The sequence below is a fragment of the Mesorhizobium sp. M1027 genome, assembly GCF_040318745.1.
GTDB lineage: Bacteria > Pseudomonadota > Alphaproteobacteria > Rhizobiales > Rhizobiaceae > Mesorhizobium.
Genome location: NZ_JAMYMW010000017.1, coordinates 1 through 15909, shown reverse-complemented (window position 1 = coordinate 15909; position 15909 = coordinate 1). Strand labels below are relative to the sequence as shown.

15 protein-coding genes are annotated in these 15909 nt (G+C 62.9%); 13 read left to right on the top strand and 2 right to left on the bottom strand.

Features of this window, described 5'->3' with window-relative positions:
- Window positions 1-70 precede the first annotated feature (70 nt).
- The 7 genes from NKH50_RS26730 to NKH50_RS26700 all read left to right on the top strand — a co-directional run bounded on the left by NKH50_RS26730 (window position 71) and on the right by NKH50_RS26700 (window position 5552).
- Entirely contained in the window at window positions 71-388 is a 318-nt protein-coding gene (locus tag NKH50_RS26730) for an SH3 domain-containing protein (protein WP_352509431.1), read from the top strand.
- A gap of 62 nt (window positions 389-450) precedes the next feature.
- Complete coding sequence (locus NKH50_RS26725) at window positions 451-744, top strand: DUF982 domain-containing protein (protein ID WP_352467305.1); 294 nt, start codon at window positions 451-453, stop codon at window positions 742-744.
- 28 nt (window positions 745-772) lie between these two features.
- Complete coding sequence (locus NKH50_RS26720) at window positions 773-1012, top strand: DUF2188 domain-containing protein (protein ID WP_254817690.1); 240 nt, start codon at window positions 773-775, stop codon at window positions 1010-1012.
- A 163-nt stretch (window positions 1013-1175) separates the two neighbouring features.
- Entirely contained in the window at window positions 1176-2261 is a 1086-nt protein-coding gene (locus tag NKH50_RS26715; protein ID WP_352804823.1) for an ABC transporter ATP-binding protein, read from the top strand.
- A 33-nt stretch (window positions 2262-2294) separates the two neighbouring features.
- Window positions 2295-3620, top strand: coding sequence for an ABC transporter substrate-binding protein (locus NKH50_RS26710; protein WP_352882081.1), 1326 nt, complete (start codon window positions 2295-2297; stop codon window positions 3618-3620).
- An 86-nt stretch (window positions 3621-3706) separates the two neighbouring features.
- Window positions 3707-4657: a carbohydrate ABC transporter permease gene (locus NKH50_RS26705; protein WP_352882079.1), complete on the top strand. Its 951-nt coding sequence runs from the start codon at window positions 3707-3709 to the stop codon at window positions 4655-4657.
- A gap of 1 nt (window position 4658) precedes the next feature.
- Window positions 4659-5552, top strand: coding sequence for a carbohydrate ABC transporter permease (locus NKH50_RS26700; RefSeq protein ID WP_023717433.1), 894 nt, complete (start codon window positions 4659-4661; stop codon window positions 5550-5552).
- Between the two features lie 84 nt (window positions 5553-5636).
- Here NKH50_RS26700 and NKH50_RS26695 read toward each other — a convergent pair whose 3' ends face one another.
- Entirely contained in the window at window positions 5637-6623 is a 987-nt protein-coding gene (locus tag NKH50_RS26695) for an alpha/beta fold hydrolase (protein WP_352882077.1), read from the bottom strand.
- A 148-nt stretch (window positions 6624-6771) separates the two neighbouring features.
- On the opposite strand from NKH50_RS26695, the gene NKH50_RS26690 reads away from it, so the two are divergent.
- From NKH50_RS26690 to NKH50_RS26670, 5 genes are all read left to right on the top strand, one after another.
- Window positions 6772-7521 (top strand): competence/damage-inducible protein A, encoded by a 750-nt coding sequence (locus NKH50_RS26690; protein ID WP_352882075.1) that lies wholly within the window; start codon window positions 6772-6774, stop codon window positions 7519-7521.
- Window positions 7522-7595: 74 nt separating this feature from the next.
- Window positions 7596-8429, top strand: a complete 834-nt coding sequence (locus NKH50_RS26685) for a universal stress protein (protein WP_352477397.1) — start codon at window positions 7596-7598, stop codon at window positions 8427-8429.
- Between the two features lie 111 nt (window positions 8430-8540).
- The gene (gene gpt / locus NKH50_RS26680) at window positions 8541-9041 is read left to right on the top strand and encodes a xanthine phosphoribosyltransferase (RefSeq protein WP_023674762.1); all 501 of its coding nucleotides are present in this window, start codon (window positions 8541-8543) and stop codon (window positions 9039-9041) included.
- 221 nt (window positions 9042-9262) lie between these two features.
- Complete coding sequence (locus NKH50_RS26675; protein WP_254817682.1) at window positions 9263-9751, top strand: NUDIX hydrolase; 489 nt, start codon at window positions 9263-9265, stop codon at window positions 9749-9751.
- Window positions 9752-10396: 645 nt separating this feature from the next.
- The gene (locus NKH50_RS26670) at window positions 10397-14161 is read left to right on the top strand and encodes a vitamin B12-dependent ribonucleotide reductase (RefSeq protein ID WP_352882072.1); all 3765 of its coding nucleotides are present in this window, start codon (window positions 10397-10399) and stop codon (window positions 14159-14161) included.
- 126 nt (window positions 14162-14287) lie between these two features.
- On the opposite strand, the gene NKH50_RS26665 is transcribed toward NKH50_RS26670, so the two are convergent.
- Entirely contained in the window at window positions 14288-15298 is a 1011-nt protein-coding gene (locus NKH50_RS26665) for an MBL fold metallo-hydrolase (protein ID WP_254817680.1), read from the bottom strand.
- Between the two features lie 346 nt (window positions 15299-15644).
- On the opposite strand from NKH50_RS26665, the gene NKH50_RS26660 reads away from it, so the two are divergent.
- Window positions 15645-15909: hypothetical protein (locus NKH50_RS26660; protein WP_352753463.1), on the top strand; the 265-nt coding region annotated here is incomplete at its 3' end.

Sequence of the window (15909 nt, the reverse complement as noted above, 5' to 3'; positions counted from 1 at the left end):
GCACTGATCCTCTGCCGGTGTAGAGTGGCCGGGGCCGCGGCTGGGCGCGGCGGGTTGGGGGAGCAGAGATATGTCGTTCAGGGGGATTTCCATTGCGGCTGCCGCCGCGGTCGTGGCCGGGCTGTCGTTCGCCGCATCGACGCCGGCCGGGGCGCAATATTGCGAAGGTACGGTTCACGGTCTTTCCAAGCACTACAATCTGGCAACCGGAAGTGGCTTTCTCGCCGTTCGGGCCCGACCGAACTCGTCGTCACGCATGATCGGGCAATTGTTCAACGGCGACCAAACCGAGATCTTCGACCGGCGCGGAAACTGGTACCAGGTCGATTTCGGCGGCCGCACCGGCTGGGCGAATGCGCGCTGGCTGCGCAATGGCTGCGGCTATTGAGCTATTTTCGCCTGAGCTAAAATAGCAGTTGCAACCAAATCGGCCGCTCCGCGTTGGCGGCGATGATGGACAGCAAGCCATTTGAAAAGCCGGTCGTGGTCGAACTCGGCCATGTCGGCAAGTATCGCCACATCCGCAGCGCCCAGGAGGCGGCGGAGTGCCTGATGACGGTCTGGCCACTCAATCGCGGGCCCCGTCATCGTGATGCCCTCGACACTTGCCTAAAAGTGCTGGAAGGTTATCGTTCGACGGCGGATGCGCGCCGGGCACTGATCGAAGCCGCCAGGGAATCGGACGTGCTGGTCGCAGACGACAGGCTGCCAGACGACAGGCTGGCCGACGACAGGCTGCATTGAGGCAACGGGCTTTCAACCGGAGGGTTTCATGGCGAAACTGACCTACAAGATCGTTGAGCATGACGGAGGCTGGGCCTACAAGGTCGGCTCGACATTCTCCGAAACGTTCCCCACCCATCAGGATGCCTTGCGCGCCGCCGAGATCGCTTCGGCCGAACAGCAGGTCGCCGGCAACACCGACGGCATCCAGTACGAGGACGCCGACGGCAACTGGCACGACGAGCTCGCCGACGGCCGCGACCGGCCGCAGACCGAGGTTTCGGATTAGGGCGTGTCGATATCCCAGTGATGCCGGCGTGCTTTACAGGTCGGTTTGGTAGCGCTACCGTCTTACATCGCGCGTGACCGGGGAGGAGCCTGGGCGTCGCCGCGGGCCAGGCAGAAAGCGGTTTCCTTCGAAGTCGTTGCAGGAATCAATCGGGAGGAGATCGATGGCGTCTGTCGCAATCGGCGATGTCTACAAATCATTTGGGACCGTCGAGGTCCTGCACGGGGTCAGCGTCGATATAAACGACGGCGAGTTCGTCACGCTGGTCGGACCTTCGGGTTGCGGAAAGTCGACCCTTCTCAGAATGATCGCCGGCCTGGAAAAGATCTCGCGCGGCCAGATCGCGATCGGCAAACGTGTGGTCAACAACGTTGCGCCAAAGGAGCGCGACGTCGCCATGGTCTTCCAGAACTATGCGCTCTACCCGCATATGACGGTTGCCGAGAACATGGCGTTCTCACTGATGCTCAAGGGCGTTCCCAAGACGGAGAGCGATGCCGGCGTGCGGCGTGCGGCCGAGATCCTGGGACTGGTGCCATTGCTCGACCGTTATCCCCGCCAGCTTTCCGGCGGCCAGCGCCAACGCGTCGCCATGGGCCGGGCGATCGTGCGCGACCCGCAGGTTTTCCTGTTCGACGAGCCGCTGTCCAATCTCGATGCCAAGCTCCGGGTGCAGATGCGCGCCGAGATCAAGGAACTGCACCAGCGCCTGAAGACGACGACGGTCTACGTCACCCACGACCAGATCGAGGCGATGACCATGGCCGACAAGATCGTCGTCATGCATGACGGCATCGTCGAGCAGATCGGGCCGCCACTCGAGCTCTATGACCGGCCGAACAACCTCTTTGTCGCCAGCTTCATCGGGTCGCCCGCCATGAACATGCTCAGGGGCGAGATCGTAAGCGACGGCTCGCCGTCGTTTCGCGGCGCCGGAGGGATTTCGGTCCCGTTGGCCTCAGCACTTTCCATCGGCAATGGTGAGCCGGTCGTGCTGGGGATACGGCCCGAGCATTTGCGGCTGTCCGACCATCAGGGCATTCCGGTCACCGTCGCGGTGGTCGAGCCGACAGGGTCCGAAGTGCAGCTCATCGGCCGAACCGCCGGCGGCGAGGAGATCGTCGCCAATTTCCGGGAACGGCATTCCTTCACGCCGGGCGAAACCATCCGGCTTACGGCCGAGCCTGGCCTCATCCATCTCTTTCACGGCAAAACCGGACAGCGGTTCGAAACACCCATCGAGCAGTAGGACGGCAAGGACAATAAGCAGGAGGAAGCGAACATGAAACTCACCAGACGTGACGTGATCCGCACCACCGCCGGCGCGGCGGCGGGAGCCTTGGGAAGCCGGTTCATCGGCTCTCCCGCCTTTGCTCAGGAGGGGTTGAAATACAAGCCCGAGGACGGCGCCAAGCTCAGGCTGCTGCGCTGGTCGCCTTTCGTGCAGGGCGACGAGGATCAATGGCTGGCCAATACCAAGCGCTTCACCGAAGCGACCGGCGTCGAGGTCCGCGTCGACAAGGAAAGCTGGGAGGACATTCGCCCCAAGGCGGCGGTCGCCGCCAATGTCGGCTCCGGCCCGGACCTGATGTTCGTCTGGTTCGACGACCCGCACCAATATCCCGACAAGCTGCACGATGTGACGGAACTAGGCGAATATCTCGGCTCGAAATATGGCGGCTGGCACGATGGACCGCACCAATATGCGACACGGCAAGGCAAGTTCCTCGGCCTGCCGCTGGCGACCATCGGCAATGCCATCGTCTATCGCGAAAGCTGGGTGAAGGAGGCCGGCTTCTCAGAATTTCCAAAGGACACGGCAGGCCTGCTCGAGCTTTGCAAGGCATTGCAGGCGAAGGGGCACCCGGCCGGCTTCACGCACGGCCACGGCGTCGGCGACGGCAACAACTACGCCCACTGGCTGCTGTGGAGCCATGGCGGCCAGATGGTCGACGAGAACAGCAAGGTGACGATCAACAGCCCGGAGACGCTGAAGGCGATCGAATACGCGCAGCAACTCTACAAGACCTTCATTCCCGGCACTGAAAGCTGGCTCGACGTCAACAACAACCGCGCCTTCCTGGCCGGCGAATTGAGCGTCATCGCCAACGGCATTTCCGCCTACAACACGGCCAAGATCAACAAGGACAAGGATCCGAAGCTGGCTGAAATAGCCAAGGACATCCGCACCACCAACCTGCCGATCGGCCCGGTCGGGAAATCCGTCGAGCTGTTCCAGGTGACCACGGCCGTGATCTTCGACTACACGCCCTACCCCAACGCGGCCAAGGCCTACCTGCAGTTCATGTTCGAGGATCCGCAAATGTCGCAGTGGATCACGTCGTCGGCAGGCTATTGCTGCCAGACGCTCAAAGCCTTTGACAACAACCCGGTTTGGACGGCCGATCCGAACAATGCCGCTTACGCCAAGGCCTCGGCGACGCTGCGGCCCAACGGCTATGCCGGCCCGCTCGGTTATGCCTCGGCGGCGACCATGGCCGACTATGTGCTGGTCGACATGTTCGCCAAGGCGGTGACCGGCCAGGCGACGCCGCAAGAGGCGATGGAGGAGGCCGAAAAGCGCGCCAACCGCTACTATCGCGTTTGAGCCGGCTCGGCCGGGCAGCCATGCTGCCCGGCTTCGAATCGCGCATGGCCGCCCGGCCGTTTACGAAACCTTAGAGGAGCCGACCCATGGCCGTGACCTCCGCCGCCGTTCAGCCGCGTCCCTCGATCTTGTCTCGCATCCTGGCGACCTTGGCCGATAGCCGAAACGCGCTTGGCTTCGGCTTCATGCTGCCGGCGGCGGCACTGCTGCTGGTCTTCCTGACCTATCCGCTCGGGCTCGGCGTCTGGCTCGGCTTCACCGATGCCCGCATCGGCCGCCCCGGCATCTTCATCGGCATCGAGAATTACGAATATCTGTGGGACGACGCCGTCTTCTGGCTCTCCGTTTTCAACACCTTGCTTTATACGATCAGCGCCTCGATCCTGAAGTTCGTGCTCGGCCTCTGGCTGGCGCTTATCCTCAACCAGAACCTGCCGTTCAAATCGTTCTTCCGCGCGATCGTCCTGCTCCCCTGGGTGGTGCCGACGGTGCTGTCGGCCATCGCCTTCTGGTGGATCTACGATTCGCAGTTCTCGATCCTGTCCTGGGCGCTTATGGAAATGGGCCTGATCGACCATCGCATCAATTTCCTCGGCGATCCCGAGAATGCGCGGGCTTCGGTCATCGCCGCCAACGTCTGGCGCGGCATTCCTTTCGTGGCGATCACGCTGCTTGCCGGCCTGCAGACGATTCCGCAGTCGCTCTACGAGGCCGCCACGCTCGACGGCGCCAGCCGCTGGCAATTGTTCCGCTATGTGATGCTGCCGCTGCTGACGCCGATCATCGCCATCACCATGACGTTTTCGGTGCTGTTCACATTCACCGACTTCCAGCTGATCTATGTGCTGACGCGCGGCGGGCCGGTGAATGCCACCCACCTGATGGCGACGCTGTCGTTCCAGCGCGGCATTTCCGGAGGCCAGCTTGGCGAAGGCGCCGCGATCGCAGTCGCCATGATCCCGTTCCTGCTGGCGGCGATCCTGTTCAGCTACTTTGGCCTGCAACGGCGCAAATGGCAGCAGGGCGGCGGAGATTGACATGACCGCGATCGAAACGAGCAAACGCCCGGAACTCGACGAAGGCGGCATGGGCTACCTGCAGAGCGTGCCGCGCCGCGTGGTGACGGTCTATCTGCCGTTGCTGATATTCGTCATCGTGCTGTTGTTTCCGTTCTACTGGATGACGATCACGGCGGTTAAGCCCAATCTCGAGATGACCGATTACGCCAATTTCAACCCGTTCTGGGTGGTGCATCCGACGCTCGAGCATATCCGCTACCTGCTCTTCGAGACGTCCTATCCGGGCTGGCTGCTCAACACGATCATCATCTCGACCGCCGCCACCTTCCTGTCGCTGCTGGCTGCGGTGTTCGCTGCCTATGCGATCGAGCGCTTGAGGTTCTCCGGGGCGCGTCAGGTCGGCCTCGCGGTGTTCCTCGCCTATCTCGTGCCGCCTTCGATCCTGTTCATTCCGCTGTCGGTGATGGTGTTCAACCTTGGGCTTTACGACACGCCCTTCGCTCTCATCCTCACCTATCCGACCTTCCTGATCCCGTTCTGCACATGGCTGTTGATGGGTTATTTCCGCTCGATCCCGTTCGAGCTGGAGGAATGCGCGCTGATCGACGGGGCGAGCCGCTGGCAGATCCTCACCAAGATCGTGCTGCCGCTGTCGGTGCCGGGCCTGATTTCCGCCGGCATCTTCGCATTCACGCTGTCATGGAACGAGTTCATCTACGCCTTGACCTTCATCCAGTCGTCCGAAAACAAGACTGTGCCGGTCGGCGTGCTCACAGAGCTGGTGCGCTCGGACGTCTATGAATGGGGGGCGCTGATGGCGGGAGCGCTGATCGGCTCGCTGCCGGTGGTGGTGCTCTATTCGTTCTTTGTCGAGCACTATGTTTCCTCGATGACCGGAGCCGTGAAGGAATAGCCGATATCCTGATTAGGTTCGGAGGTATTCCCGGCGGCCGGGATGCTCGGCACCCTGCCGGCCGATACCGCGTCCGGGAGGGTGTCAGCTGCCGGTGTCGGACTTCGGCGCAAATGCGCGGTCGGCAATGCGTTCGATGAAAGCGACGACCCGTTCCGGCTCGACGAATTGCGGCATGTGGCCAAGCCCCTCGACCGGCTCGAAATCGAGCCCGCTGATCTTTTCCATCACCGGCCAGCCGTGGATATCGATGCCCAGCACGCGGTCGGAAGCACCAAACAGAATGCCGGCCGGCATGGTGATCTCACCATAGCGTTTCTCGATGCGGCCAAGGTCATGCGCGATGGCCACGACATCGGTCGATGTCGCGTAGAAATGGCTTGGCCTCAGCCCGCACCAGCCGCCGCCCTCGACCATATAGTCGGCCGGCGCCGTCTGTGGCGCGAAGATGAAGGCCAGCGTGCGTTCTGCATATTTGAGAGCCGCCGGGATCGCCACCGTATGAGCCATGATCCGGCGCCGCAGCGGCGAGTTGATGTATAGCGGGCCGAACTTCTCGCGCGCGTCCGGCTCCCTATGGGTCAGCGGCGCCAGCAAGGCGACACCGGAAATCGCCTCGGGATGCTCGACAGCCAGCGTCAGTGCGATGGCGCCGCCCAGCGAATGGCCGACGATCAGCGGCTTTTCCAGTCCCAGCATTTCGATGAAGCGCCGCACGATTTCGGCCTGCTCGGGCAACCGCCCGCTGGCGCCCCTGGCCCGCACCGAATAACCGGAACCCGGACGGTCGAGCGCGATCAGCCGATAGTTCGGGCCGAAAATTCCGAACAGCGTGTGGCGGAAATGATGAAGCTGCGCGCCGAGGCCGTGCAGGAAGACGATCGGCCGCCCCTCGCCCGTCTCGACATAATGAATGCGGTCGCCGTCGATCTCGATGAATTTCCCGCTGGCCGGCACCAGCCTTTCGGCTTTCGCCGCGATCCGCCGTGTCGCCAGCAGAGGATAGGCTGCCACGACGAGCGCCAGCAGAACCAGCGCGCCGGGCAGCCATAGAAGAATCGGTACCGGCATGTCTTGCTCAAGGCTCCAACCGGCACGCAGCATCACCCGCCGAAGGGTCCACTACAAGGGAGGTGGCACAGGTGGATCCGTCGTTTGGCGGCATTGCCGCCGGCCGTCCACCGCGCTATCTCAGGCGACCCGTTTGCCGGAGCCTGCCATGACCGAAATCGTCACCGCCGCCATGCTCGTCATCGGCGACGAGATTCTGTCCGGCCGCACCAAGGACAAGAACATCGGCCACCTCGCCGATATCATGACGGCGATCGGCATCGATCTGAAGGAAGTGCGCATCGTTCCGGACGAGGAAGACGAGATCGTCGCTGCGGTGAATGCGCTGCGCACCCGCTACACCTATGTCTTCACGACCGGCGGCATCGGCCCGACGCATGACGACATCACCGCCGATTCGGTTGCCAAGGCCTTTGGTGTGCCATGCGAATACGACGCCAGGGCCTACGCCCTGCTGCAGGCAAGCTATGCCGCCCGCGGCATCGAATACACGGAAGCGCGCAAGCGCATGGCGCGGATGCCGCGCGGGGCAGACCACATCGACAACCCAGTGTCGGTTGCGCCGGGCTTTCGCATCGGCAACGTCCATGTCATGGCCGGCGTGCCGGCGATTTTCCAGGCGATGCTCGACAATGTCGTGCCGACGTTGCGGGCCGGCACCAAAATGCTGTCGGCCACCGTGGAATGTCCGTTCGGCGAAGGCCTGATCGGGGGGCCGCTGGGCGACATCCAGAAGGCGCATCCGGACACGATCATCGGCTCCTATCCGAAATATGGCGACGGCAAATTCTGGACGGAACTGGTGGTGCGCGCCCGCAGCCAGCAGGCGCTGGACTCCGCACGCGCCGACGTAGAGGCTATGGTGGCGGGTTTGATCAAGGCAAACAAGGCGGGCTGATCGGCGTGACGGAACCAAGCATCGCGCGGTGACGTTTGTCACGATGGGATCGCCGTAAGGAGTGAGGGACTGCCATGCGATTCAAGACCATCGTCGCCATACTGCAGAACGAACAGGACGCCGAGCGCGTGCTCGACTGCGCGATCCCGCTGGCCAGCCGGTTCCAGAGCCATCTGATCGGCATCCATGCCGAGGCGCTGCCCGTGCCCTACACCTCGGCCACCGGCTTTCCGGACACCGAGTTCCTGCAGGTTTCGGCCGACATGAACCGGGAGCGCGCCGAGAAGTTGCAGGCCGCCTTTCACAATCGCGTCGAGAATTCCGGCCTGTCGTTCGAATGGCGCAGCCTCGAGAGTTTTTCCGGCGACAGCGCGCTGACCGGCATCTCGACCGTTCGCACCGCAGATCTGATCATCGCCGCCCAACGCGAATCGGGCAGCGACCCGAGCGCCGACGTCGACACGCTGGTCTACGACGCCGGCCGGCCGGTGCTGGTGGTGCCGCATTCGGGTCCGCTGGTGACCAGCTTCAAGCATGTGCTGCTCGCCTGGAACGGCAGCAAGGAAGCCGCGCGCGCGGCCTTCGATGCCCTGCCCTTCATCATCGAGGCCGAGAAGACGGACATCGTCGTCATCGACCCGCCGGATACGCTCGACGAGGCGCCGGAAACGGCCGGCGCGGAAATCGCCGCCTCGCTGTCCAGGCACGGCGCGACCGTCAGCGTCTCGGTGCTGAGGTCCGGCGGCGCCTCGGTCGACGACATCATCCAGACCAGGGTCGCCGAAACGGGTGCGGATCTGCTCGTGCTCGGCGCCTACAGCCATTCCTGGCTGCGCCAGCTGCTGTTCGGCGGGGTGACGCGGACGGTGCTGCGCACCGCACCGGTGGCGGCTTTCCTGTCGCGGTAGCTTCACAGGCATAGCTTTCCACTCCCCTTGCCAAGGCCAAGCCTTTCCAGTTAATTCCGCGCGCATTCCATAGTGTCTGCGCGCGATGCGCGCTTTGCGGAGTGCGCGAAGATGTCCCTGCCCGAAAAAGCCTTCCCGGTCTCCTGGGACCAGTTCCACCGCGATGCGCGCGCGCTCGCCTGGCGGCTTGCCGGCGCCAACAAGGGGCAATGGAAGGCGATCGTCTGCATCACGCGCGGCGGCCTGGTTCCGGCCGCCATTATTTCGCGCGAGCTTGGCATCCGCATCATCGAGACGGTCTGTGTTGCCTCCTACCACGACTACACCAGCCAGGGGCAGTTGCAGGTGCTGAAGGAGGTCACGCCGGCGCTGCTCGCCGATGACGGGGCTGGCGTGCTGATCATCGACGACCTCACCGACACCGGCAAGACGGCCGGCATCGTGCGCGCGATGATGCCCAAGGCGCATTTCGCCACCGTCTACGCCAAGCCAAAAGGCAGGCCGATGGTCGACACTTTCGTTACCGAGGTCAGCCAGGACACCTGGATCTATTTTCCCTGGGACATGGGCTTTACCTACCAGAAGCCGATCGCCGACGACCACGCCGGCTGATTCGCGGCACCGCCGCTCATTGCAACCAGCCAGCCCAAGGCATCATCCGCAGCCGAGAAATGCCGACTTGATGCTCGCGCGGCCGCCCCATTTGGGCGAGACCGGCGCAAATCGGCAGAATCTCGCTGGTCCATGAAACATTTTTTACTTTTATTGCTTATAATTAGCCGTAAGATTCATGAGACGGCAAATGATTCTGGAAGCTGGGGCAAGCTTCTCCGATGTTGACGAGGCCAACGACGCACAACCATCTGGCCGAAAGGGTCCAGCGACTCTTCGGCGCGGTGCCGTCGCGCCTGCAGGTTGCAGCGTTGCCCTGGCGCGATAGCGGGGACGGCGTCGAAATCATGCTGATCACCAGCCGCGATACCGGCCGCTGGGTGCTTCCCAAAGGCTGGCCGGAAGCGAAGGAGCCGCTTTGCGAAGCGGCGGCGCGCGAAGCCGGCGAGGAGGCCGGGCTGCGCGGCACGATCTCGCATCACGAGGCCGGCCGCTATTTCTACGCCAAGGTGCTGGATTCCGGCGAGGAAGTGCCGTGCGAGGTTCTGGTGTTCCCGCTGCAGGTCGACAAGGTCGCCGACCGGTGGAAGGAAAAGCGGGCACGCACCCGCAAGTGGGTCAGCGCCGCCGAGGCTGTGGGCATGGTGCATGAACCGGACCTTCGCCAGATCATCGCCCATTTCTGCGCCGATCCACGCCGGTTCTCCTGAGCCCGGGCGGCGCATAGCCGCGGTCAGGTGCCGCGAACGCCATCGCCGAAGCACCTCCGCGCGGCGCCGAACCTTCCTCGCCGCGCTCCGCTTCTATCCCCGTTATCCACATGTGTGACACACAAGATGTTGGGGTCATAAAAGCTACGCAAACGAATCCTTGACGGCGCAAAACGAGTCGCCTTTTATAGGCCATGCGCTCCTGTTGAGAGCGCGACCGGAAAAGTTTCGAGGCCGGTCTTTTTCCCGGAATATGTGCGTTTTGATCCGCATTCTCGCCTGTTTACGAGGCCGGCGAAGGCGTGGGATTTTGAAGCCTTGGGGGGCGAAAGGGGAGGATTGTCGGGCTTGAATAAATTGTCTGTTAACACTATATTTAGTGTTTGCAGATAGGTTCGACGCTAGATAATGTGAATTTCCCTCGACCGAGGGTGTTACAAAAGTTTTCAGTTTTGAGGGACCCACAGGGTCCGTGAGCGCGTCGGACAGCGGCCTCGCAAGAGGTCCGACCGGCAGGGCGGCGGAGACTGTGACGATGAGAGCCGGGGTTTTCGAACGCCGGCAGACGGCGGCCATGCGTGTTTCGTCAAGAGGGCAGAAATCCTCTGGGAAAAGCGCTATATGTAGACAAAAGGGACCGGACCAATGCGCATCGAGCGTCGTTTCACCAAGCCAGGGCAATCAGCCTACGCGGAGATCGAATTCCGCAAGGCGCTTTCCGAGATCAAGAATCCGGATGGCTCGGTGGTGTTCCGCTTGGACAACATCGACGTGCCGGCGCAGTTCTCCCAGGTTGCCGCCGATATCCTGGCGCAGAAATATTTCCGCAAAGCCGGCGTGCCCGCACGGCTGAAGAAGGTCGAAGAGACGCAAGTTCCCTCCTTCCTGTGGCGCTCCGTCGCCGACGAGGCTGAACTGGCCAAGCTGCCGGAAGCCGAGCGCTACGGTTCCGAGACCGACGCCCGCCAGGTCTTCGACCGGCTTGCCGGCACCTGGACCTATTGGGGCTGGAAGGGCGGCTACTTCAAGTCGGAGGAAGACGCGCGCGCCTTCCGCGACGAGCTCGCCTATATGCTGGCCACCCAGCGCGTCGCGCCGAATTCGCCGCAATGGTTCAACACCGGCCTGCACTGGGCCTATGGCATCGACGGTCCGAGCCAGGGCCATTTCTATGTCGACCCATTCACCGGCAAGCTGACCAAGTCGAAGTCTTCCTACGAGCATCCGCAACCGCATGCCTGCTTCATTCAGGGCGTGCAGGACGACCTCGTCAACGAGGGCGGCATCATGGATTTGTGGGTGCGTGAGGCGCGCCTGTTCAAATATGGCTCCGGCACCGGCTCGAACTTCTCGTTCCTGCGCGGCGAAGGCGAAAAGCTGTCGGGCGGCGGCCGCTCGTCGGGGCTGATGAGCTTCCTCAAGATCGGCGACCGCGCGGCGGGTGCCATCAAATCGGGCGGCACGACGCGCCGCGCCGCGAAAATGGTCATCGTCGACGCCGACCACCCCGATATCGAGGAATTCATCGACTGGAAGGTCAATGAGGAGCAGAAGGTCGCCTCGCTGGTCACCGGCTCGAAGATCGTCAAGAAGCATCTCGAAGCGATCATGAAGGCCTGCATCAACTGCGAAGGCAATGGCGACGATTGCTTCGACCCGGCGGTCAACACCGCGCTGAAGCGCGAGATCAAGGCGGCCAAGAAGGACGCGGTGCCGGAGAACTACATCTACCGCGTCATCCAGTTCGCCAAGCAGGGCTACACCTCGATGTCGTTCAAGACCTACGACACCGACTGGGATTCGGACGCCTATCTCACCGTTTCGGGCCAGAACTCCAACAATTCGGTGTCGCTGAAGGACGATTTCCTGCGCGCCGTCGAGCAGGACGGCGACTGGCATCTCACCGCCCGCAAGGACGGCAAGGTGCTGAAGACGCTGAAGGCGCGCGATCTCTGGGAAAAGATCGGCTATGCCGCCTGGGCATCGGCCGATCCGGGCCTGCATTTCAACACGACGATGAACGACTGGCACACCTGCGCCTCGGCCGGTGCGATCCGGGCGTCCAACCCGTGCTCGGAATACATGTTCCTCGACGACACCGCCTGCAATCTGGCCTCGATCAACCTACTGCCCTATCGCAACGCCGACGGCACCATCGACATCGCTGCCTACGAGCACACGGTGCGGCTGTGGACCATGGTGCTTGAAATCTCCGTCATGATGGCGCAGTTCCCGTCGAAGGAGATCGCCAAGCTTTCCTACGAGTACCGTACGCTCGGCCTCGGCTACGCCAATATCGGCGGCCTGCTGATGACCTCGGGCATTCCTTACGATTCCGACGAGGGCCGCGCCATTTGCGCCGCCCTCACCGCGATCATGACCGGCACCGCCTATGCCACTTCGGCTGAAATGGCCGCCGAGCTCGGCGCCTTCCCCGACTACGACCGCAATGCGCAGAACATGCTGCGTGTCATGCGCAACCACCGCCGCGCGGCCTACGGCGAAAGGGACGGCTACGAGAAGCTTGCCGTCAACCCGGTGCCGCTGGTCGCCTCGGATCTCAGACAGCAGGAGCTTGCCGACCATGCCAAGGCTGCCTGGGACCGCGCCATCGAGCTTGGCGAGGAGCATGGCTACCGCAACGCACAGGCAACGGTGATCGCACCGACCGGCACGATCGGCCTGGTGATGGATTGCGACACCACCGGCATCGAGCCCGACTTCGCGCTGGTGAAATTCAAGAAGCTGGCCGGCGGCGGCTATTTCAAGATCATCAACCGCGCCGTGCCGGAAGCGTTGCGCACGCTTGGCTATTCCGAGAGCCAGATCGCCGAGATCGAGGCCTATGCCGTCGGCCACGGCAATCTCAACCAGGCGCCCGGCATCAACCCCGGCTCGCTCAAGGCAAAAGGCTTTACCGACGAAAAGATCGCCGCACTCAATGCCGCGCTGAAGTCGGCCTTCGACATCAAGTTCGTCTTCAACCAGTGGACGCTGGGCGCCGACTGGGTGAAGGAGACGTTCGGCTTCACCGACGAGCAGCTCAATGATTTCTCGTTCGAGATGCTGCCGGCGCTGGGTTTCTCGAAGAAGGACATCGAGGCCGCCAACATCCATGTCTGCGGAGCGATGACGCTGGAAGGCGCGCCGTTCCTGAAGGCCGAACACCTGCCGGTGTTCGACTGCGCCAGCCCGTGCGGCAAGATCGGCAAGCGCTCGCTGTCGATCAACAGCCACATCATGATGATGGCGGCGGCACAGCCCTTCATTTCCGGTGCCATTTCCAAGACCATCAACATGCCGAACGACGCGACGGTGGAGGACGCCAAGGGCGCCTACATGCTGTCATGGAAGCTGGCGCTGAAGGCCAACGCGCTCTATCGCGACGGCTCGAAGCTGTCGCAGCCGCTCAACGCCTCGCTGCTTGCCGACGTCGAGGACGACGAGGACGAAGCGGTCGAGCAGCTGATCGCGGCACCGGCCGCGCAGCGCGCCGTGCAGGTGACAGAGAAGATCGTCGAGCGCGTCGTCGAGCGTCTCTACCGCGACCGCGAGAAACTGCCGAACCGCCGCAAGGGCTATACCCAGAAGGCGGTCGTCGGCGGCCACAAGGTCTATCTCAGGACCGGCGAATTCGATGACGGCCGCCTCGGTGAGATCTTCATCGACATGCACAAGGAAGGTGCCGCCTTCCGGGCGATGATGAACAACTTCGCCATCGCGATCTCGCTCGGCTTGCAATATGGCGTGCCGCTCGAGGAATTCGTCGAAGCCTTCACCTTCACCAAATTCGAGCCGGCTGGCATGGTGCAGGGTAACGACGCCATCAAGAACGCCACGTCGATCCTCGACTATGTGTTCCGCGAACTTGCCGTCTCCTACCTCGGCCGCCACGACCTCGCCCATGTCGACCAGTCGGATTTCGACAAGACCGCACTCGGACGCGGCATCAACGAAGGCAAGGCGACGCCCTTCTCCAAGGGTCTCACCCGCGGTGCCTCGCCGGTCAAGCTGGTGTCGGGCATGAGTGCCGAGCCCAAGGGCTTTGCTGGTTCGGGCTCCGGAACTCCGGCCCGTACCGCCCCGACCGCCTTCTCCGGCTCCAACGTGCTGACGCTGAAGCCGGCCAGTGACGAGGCCATTGCCTACAAGCGCGACTACGAGGAGCGCGCCAGGGAACTGGTCGAGGACATCGTCTACGCGGAAGCCTCCGACCCGACGGAGCTGTTCACCGATGAGGCCGCGAAAGAAGCAGCCGAAGCCAAAGCGCTCGCCGCCAACCGGCGCCAGCAATCATTGATGCAGGGCTACACCGGCAACGAATGCTCGGAATGCCATAACTTCACGATGGTGCGGAACGGGACTTGCGAGAAGTGTGATACTTGCGGGGCTACGAGCGGATGTAGCTGAGATAGCTGATAGGCAAGTTCATCGCTTGGAGGTGGGTTGACGGCAACCCACCTTTAACGGCCAAGCTCGCGACGTTGCTCGTGCGGTCGTTCAAACGCTGTGCTCGGCCCTAACCCAATACGCGGGTCAGTAGTCCCAGACAGCCGGCACGCAACGAAAGACATCGCCGTCCACCGCCACATGGCAGATAGACGGGAACGGCAGGTGAGTGGCCACCAGCGGCTCGCGGGTCGCCGCCAGCTCCCGCAAAAGATTGATCCGGACGCGGGCCGCCTCCTCGGGGTCGTGTTCGAAGCCGTTGTGCCAGTCGGGTTGGTCGAACCCGACCTGGAACACGGCGTCGCCGGCGAAGGTCAGCCGATCGCCGCCGGACGCTAGGCGGACCACGCTGTGCCCGGGGGTGTGGCCGCCGGTGAGCGTGACGACCACCCCCGGCGCCACCTCATGCTCCGTCTCAAACGGCCGCAACTGGCTGTGGTAGTCGTTCACGAACCGCTTGGCCGCCCGCCGCAGCGCATCCGGGAACCCCGTTGGCATGGAGACGCGGGAGAAATCGGGCGACTCCCAGAACTTGAGCTCGGCGGCCGCCACGTGAATCCGCAGATCCGGACGCAGCCGGTCCTTCACCCCGTCGATGAGCAGCCCGCCAATGTGGTCCATGTGCATATGGGTCAGCACCACGTCGGTGACGGATGCGAGATCGATGCCGGCGGCCTCCAGTCGCGAGACCAACCGCCCGGCCCTCGGCAAGTGCAAGTCCGGGTCCATCCCCAGCCCGGCGTCCACGAGTATGGTCCGGTCGCCGCTGCGTACGACGACCACGTTCAGCGGCCACTCGAGCACGTCCGGCGGCAGGAACATGTCGTCCAGCCAGGCCGCCCGGAGGGCCGGGTCGACGTTGTATGCCATAACCGGCGCTGGTATCGGCAGCACTCCATCGCTGACCACCAGCACGTCGATGTCGCCGACCTGCAGCGCGTAGCGCGACGGAACCAATTCGGGCTCCGGTCTACCGTTGCTGTGCTTGGCGTTCAGGCTGTCGGCGCAGTGCTGGATCGAGGGGTGTGAAATGTTGTCCAAGCTCATGTTTGTCTCCTGCTGACCAGTCGTGCGGGTTTTTGTTTCTGCCTGCGACATGATGCGCTCCTGTTTTGCGTGATCGAGACGTGTGGGTCACAAGCCACGTCGGGGACCCTATGGGGAAGCGTGTCGGCTATCGAGCTACACCTGAGGATGGGTCAGACTGTGCTCTCAGTGGACCGCAGCGAGGATTTGGTGGTGAAGAGGCTGGCATGAGGGAGTAGACGCTCTCGCCCACCGAACCGCGCCCCGCGCTCAGCGTTGACTCGAAGCCGTCCTCAATATCCGTGACGATGTGCTCATTAGAGCAGGAAAGATCTCAGGAGGAGCTGCTGTTCAACTACGTCGGTGTAGATGATCGGCCGCTGGCCATAATGACATTTCCAACCGAAGAGGTCGCGCAATGCGTTACGTGGCAGTCATCGAAAAGCCGGAAACAATTTTTCCGCTTAGCTGCCGGACCTACCCGGCTGCATTGCGATCGGTGCTCGAGGTGGAAAAACCGAAATTCGCGACGCAATACGCTTTCACATCGAAGGCCTCGCGCGCCGATGGACTGGATGTGCCCAAAGGTGTCAGCCTGGCTCGTCTTTGTGAGCTCCGCCCCCTTGTTTGGGGTTTCGGCGGCGGTTTCGGCCCGGGCGGCCGGGCTGCGGGCGCACCTATCC

Coding starts and splice junctions, on each gene's coding strand:
- NKH50_RS26730 (WP_352509431.1), top strand. CDS start 71: ATGTCGTTCAGGGGGATTTCCATTGCGGCTGCCGCCGCGGTCGTGGCC.
- NKH50_RS26725 (WP_352467305.1), top strand. CDS start 451: ATGATGGACAGCAAGCCATTTGAAAAGCCGGTCGTGGTCGAACTCGGC.
- NKH50_RS26720 (WP_254817690.1), top strand. CDS start 773: ATGGCGAAACTGACCTACAAGATCGTTGAGCATGACGGAGGCTGGGCC.
- NKH50_RS26715 (WP_352804823.1), top strand. CDS start 1,176: ATGGCGTCTGTCGCAATCGGCGATGTCTACAAATCATTTGGGACCGTC.
- NKH50_RS26710 (WP_352882081.1), top strand. CDS start 2,295: ATGAAACTCACCAGACGTGACGTGATCCGCACCACCGCCGGCGCGGCG.
- NKH50_RS26705 (WP_352882079.1), top strand. CDS start 3,707: ATGGCCGTGACCTCCGCCGCCGTTCAGCCGCGTCCCTCGATCTTGTCT.
- NKH50_RS26700 (WP_023717433.1), top strand. CDS start 4,659: ATGACCGCGATCGAAACGAGCAAACGCCCGGAACTCGACGAAGGCGGC.
- NKH50_RS26695 (WP_352882077.1), bottom strand. CDS start 6,623: ATGCCGGTACCGATTCTTCTATGGCTGCCCGGCGCGCTGGTTCTGCTG.
- NKH50_RS26690 (WP_352882075.1), top strand. CDS start 6,772: ATGACCGAAATCGTCACCGCCGCCATGCTCGTCATCGGCGACGAGATT.
- NKH50_RS26685 (WP_352477397.1), top strand. CDS start 7,596: ATGCGATTCAAGACCATCGTCGCCATACTGCAGAACGAACAGGACGCC.
- gpt (WP_023674762.1), top strand. CDS start 8,541: ATGTCCCTGCCCGAAAAAGCCTTCCCGGTCTCCTGGGACCAGTTCCAC.
- NKH50_RS26675 (WP_254817682.1), top strand. CDS start 9,263: ATGTTGACGAGGCCAACGACGCACAACCATCTGGCCGAAAGGGTCCAG.
- NKH50_RS26670 (WP_352882072.1), top strand. CDS start 10,397: ATGCGCATCGAGCGTCGTTTCACCAAGCCAGGGCAATCAGCCTACGCG.
- NKH50_RS26665 (WP_254817680.1), bottom strand. CDS start 15,298: ATGTCGCAGGCAGAAACAAAAACCCGCACGACTGGTCAGCAGGAGACA.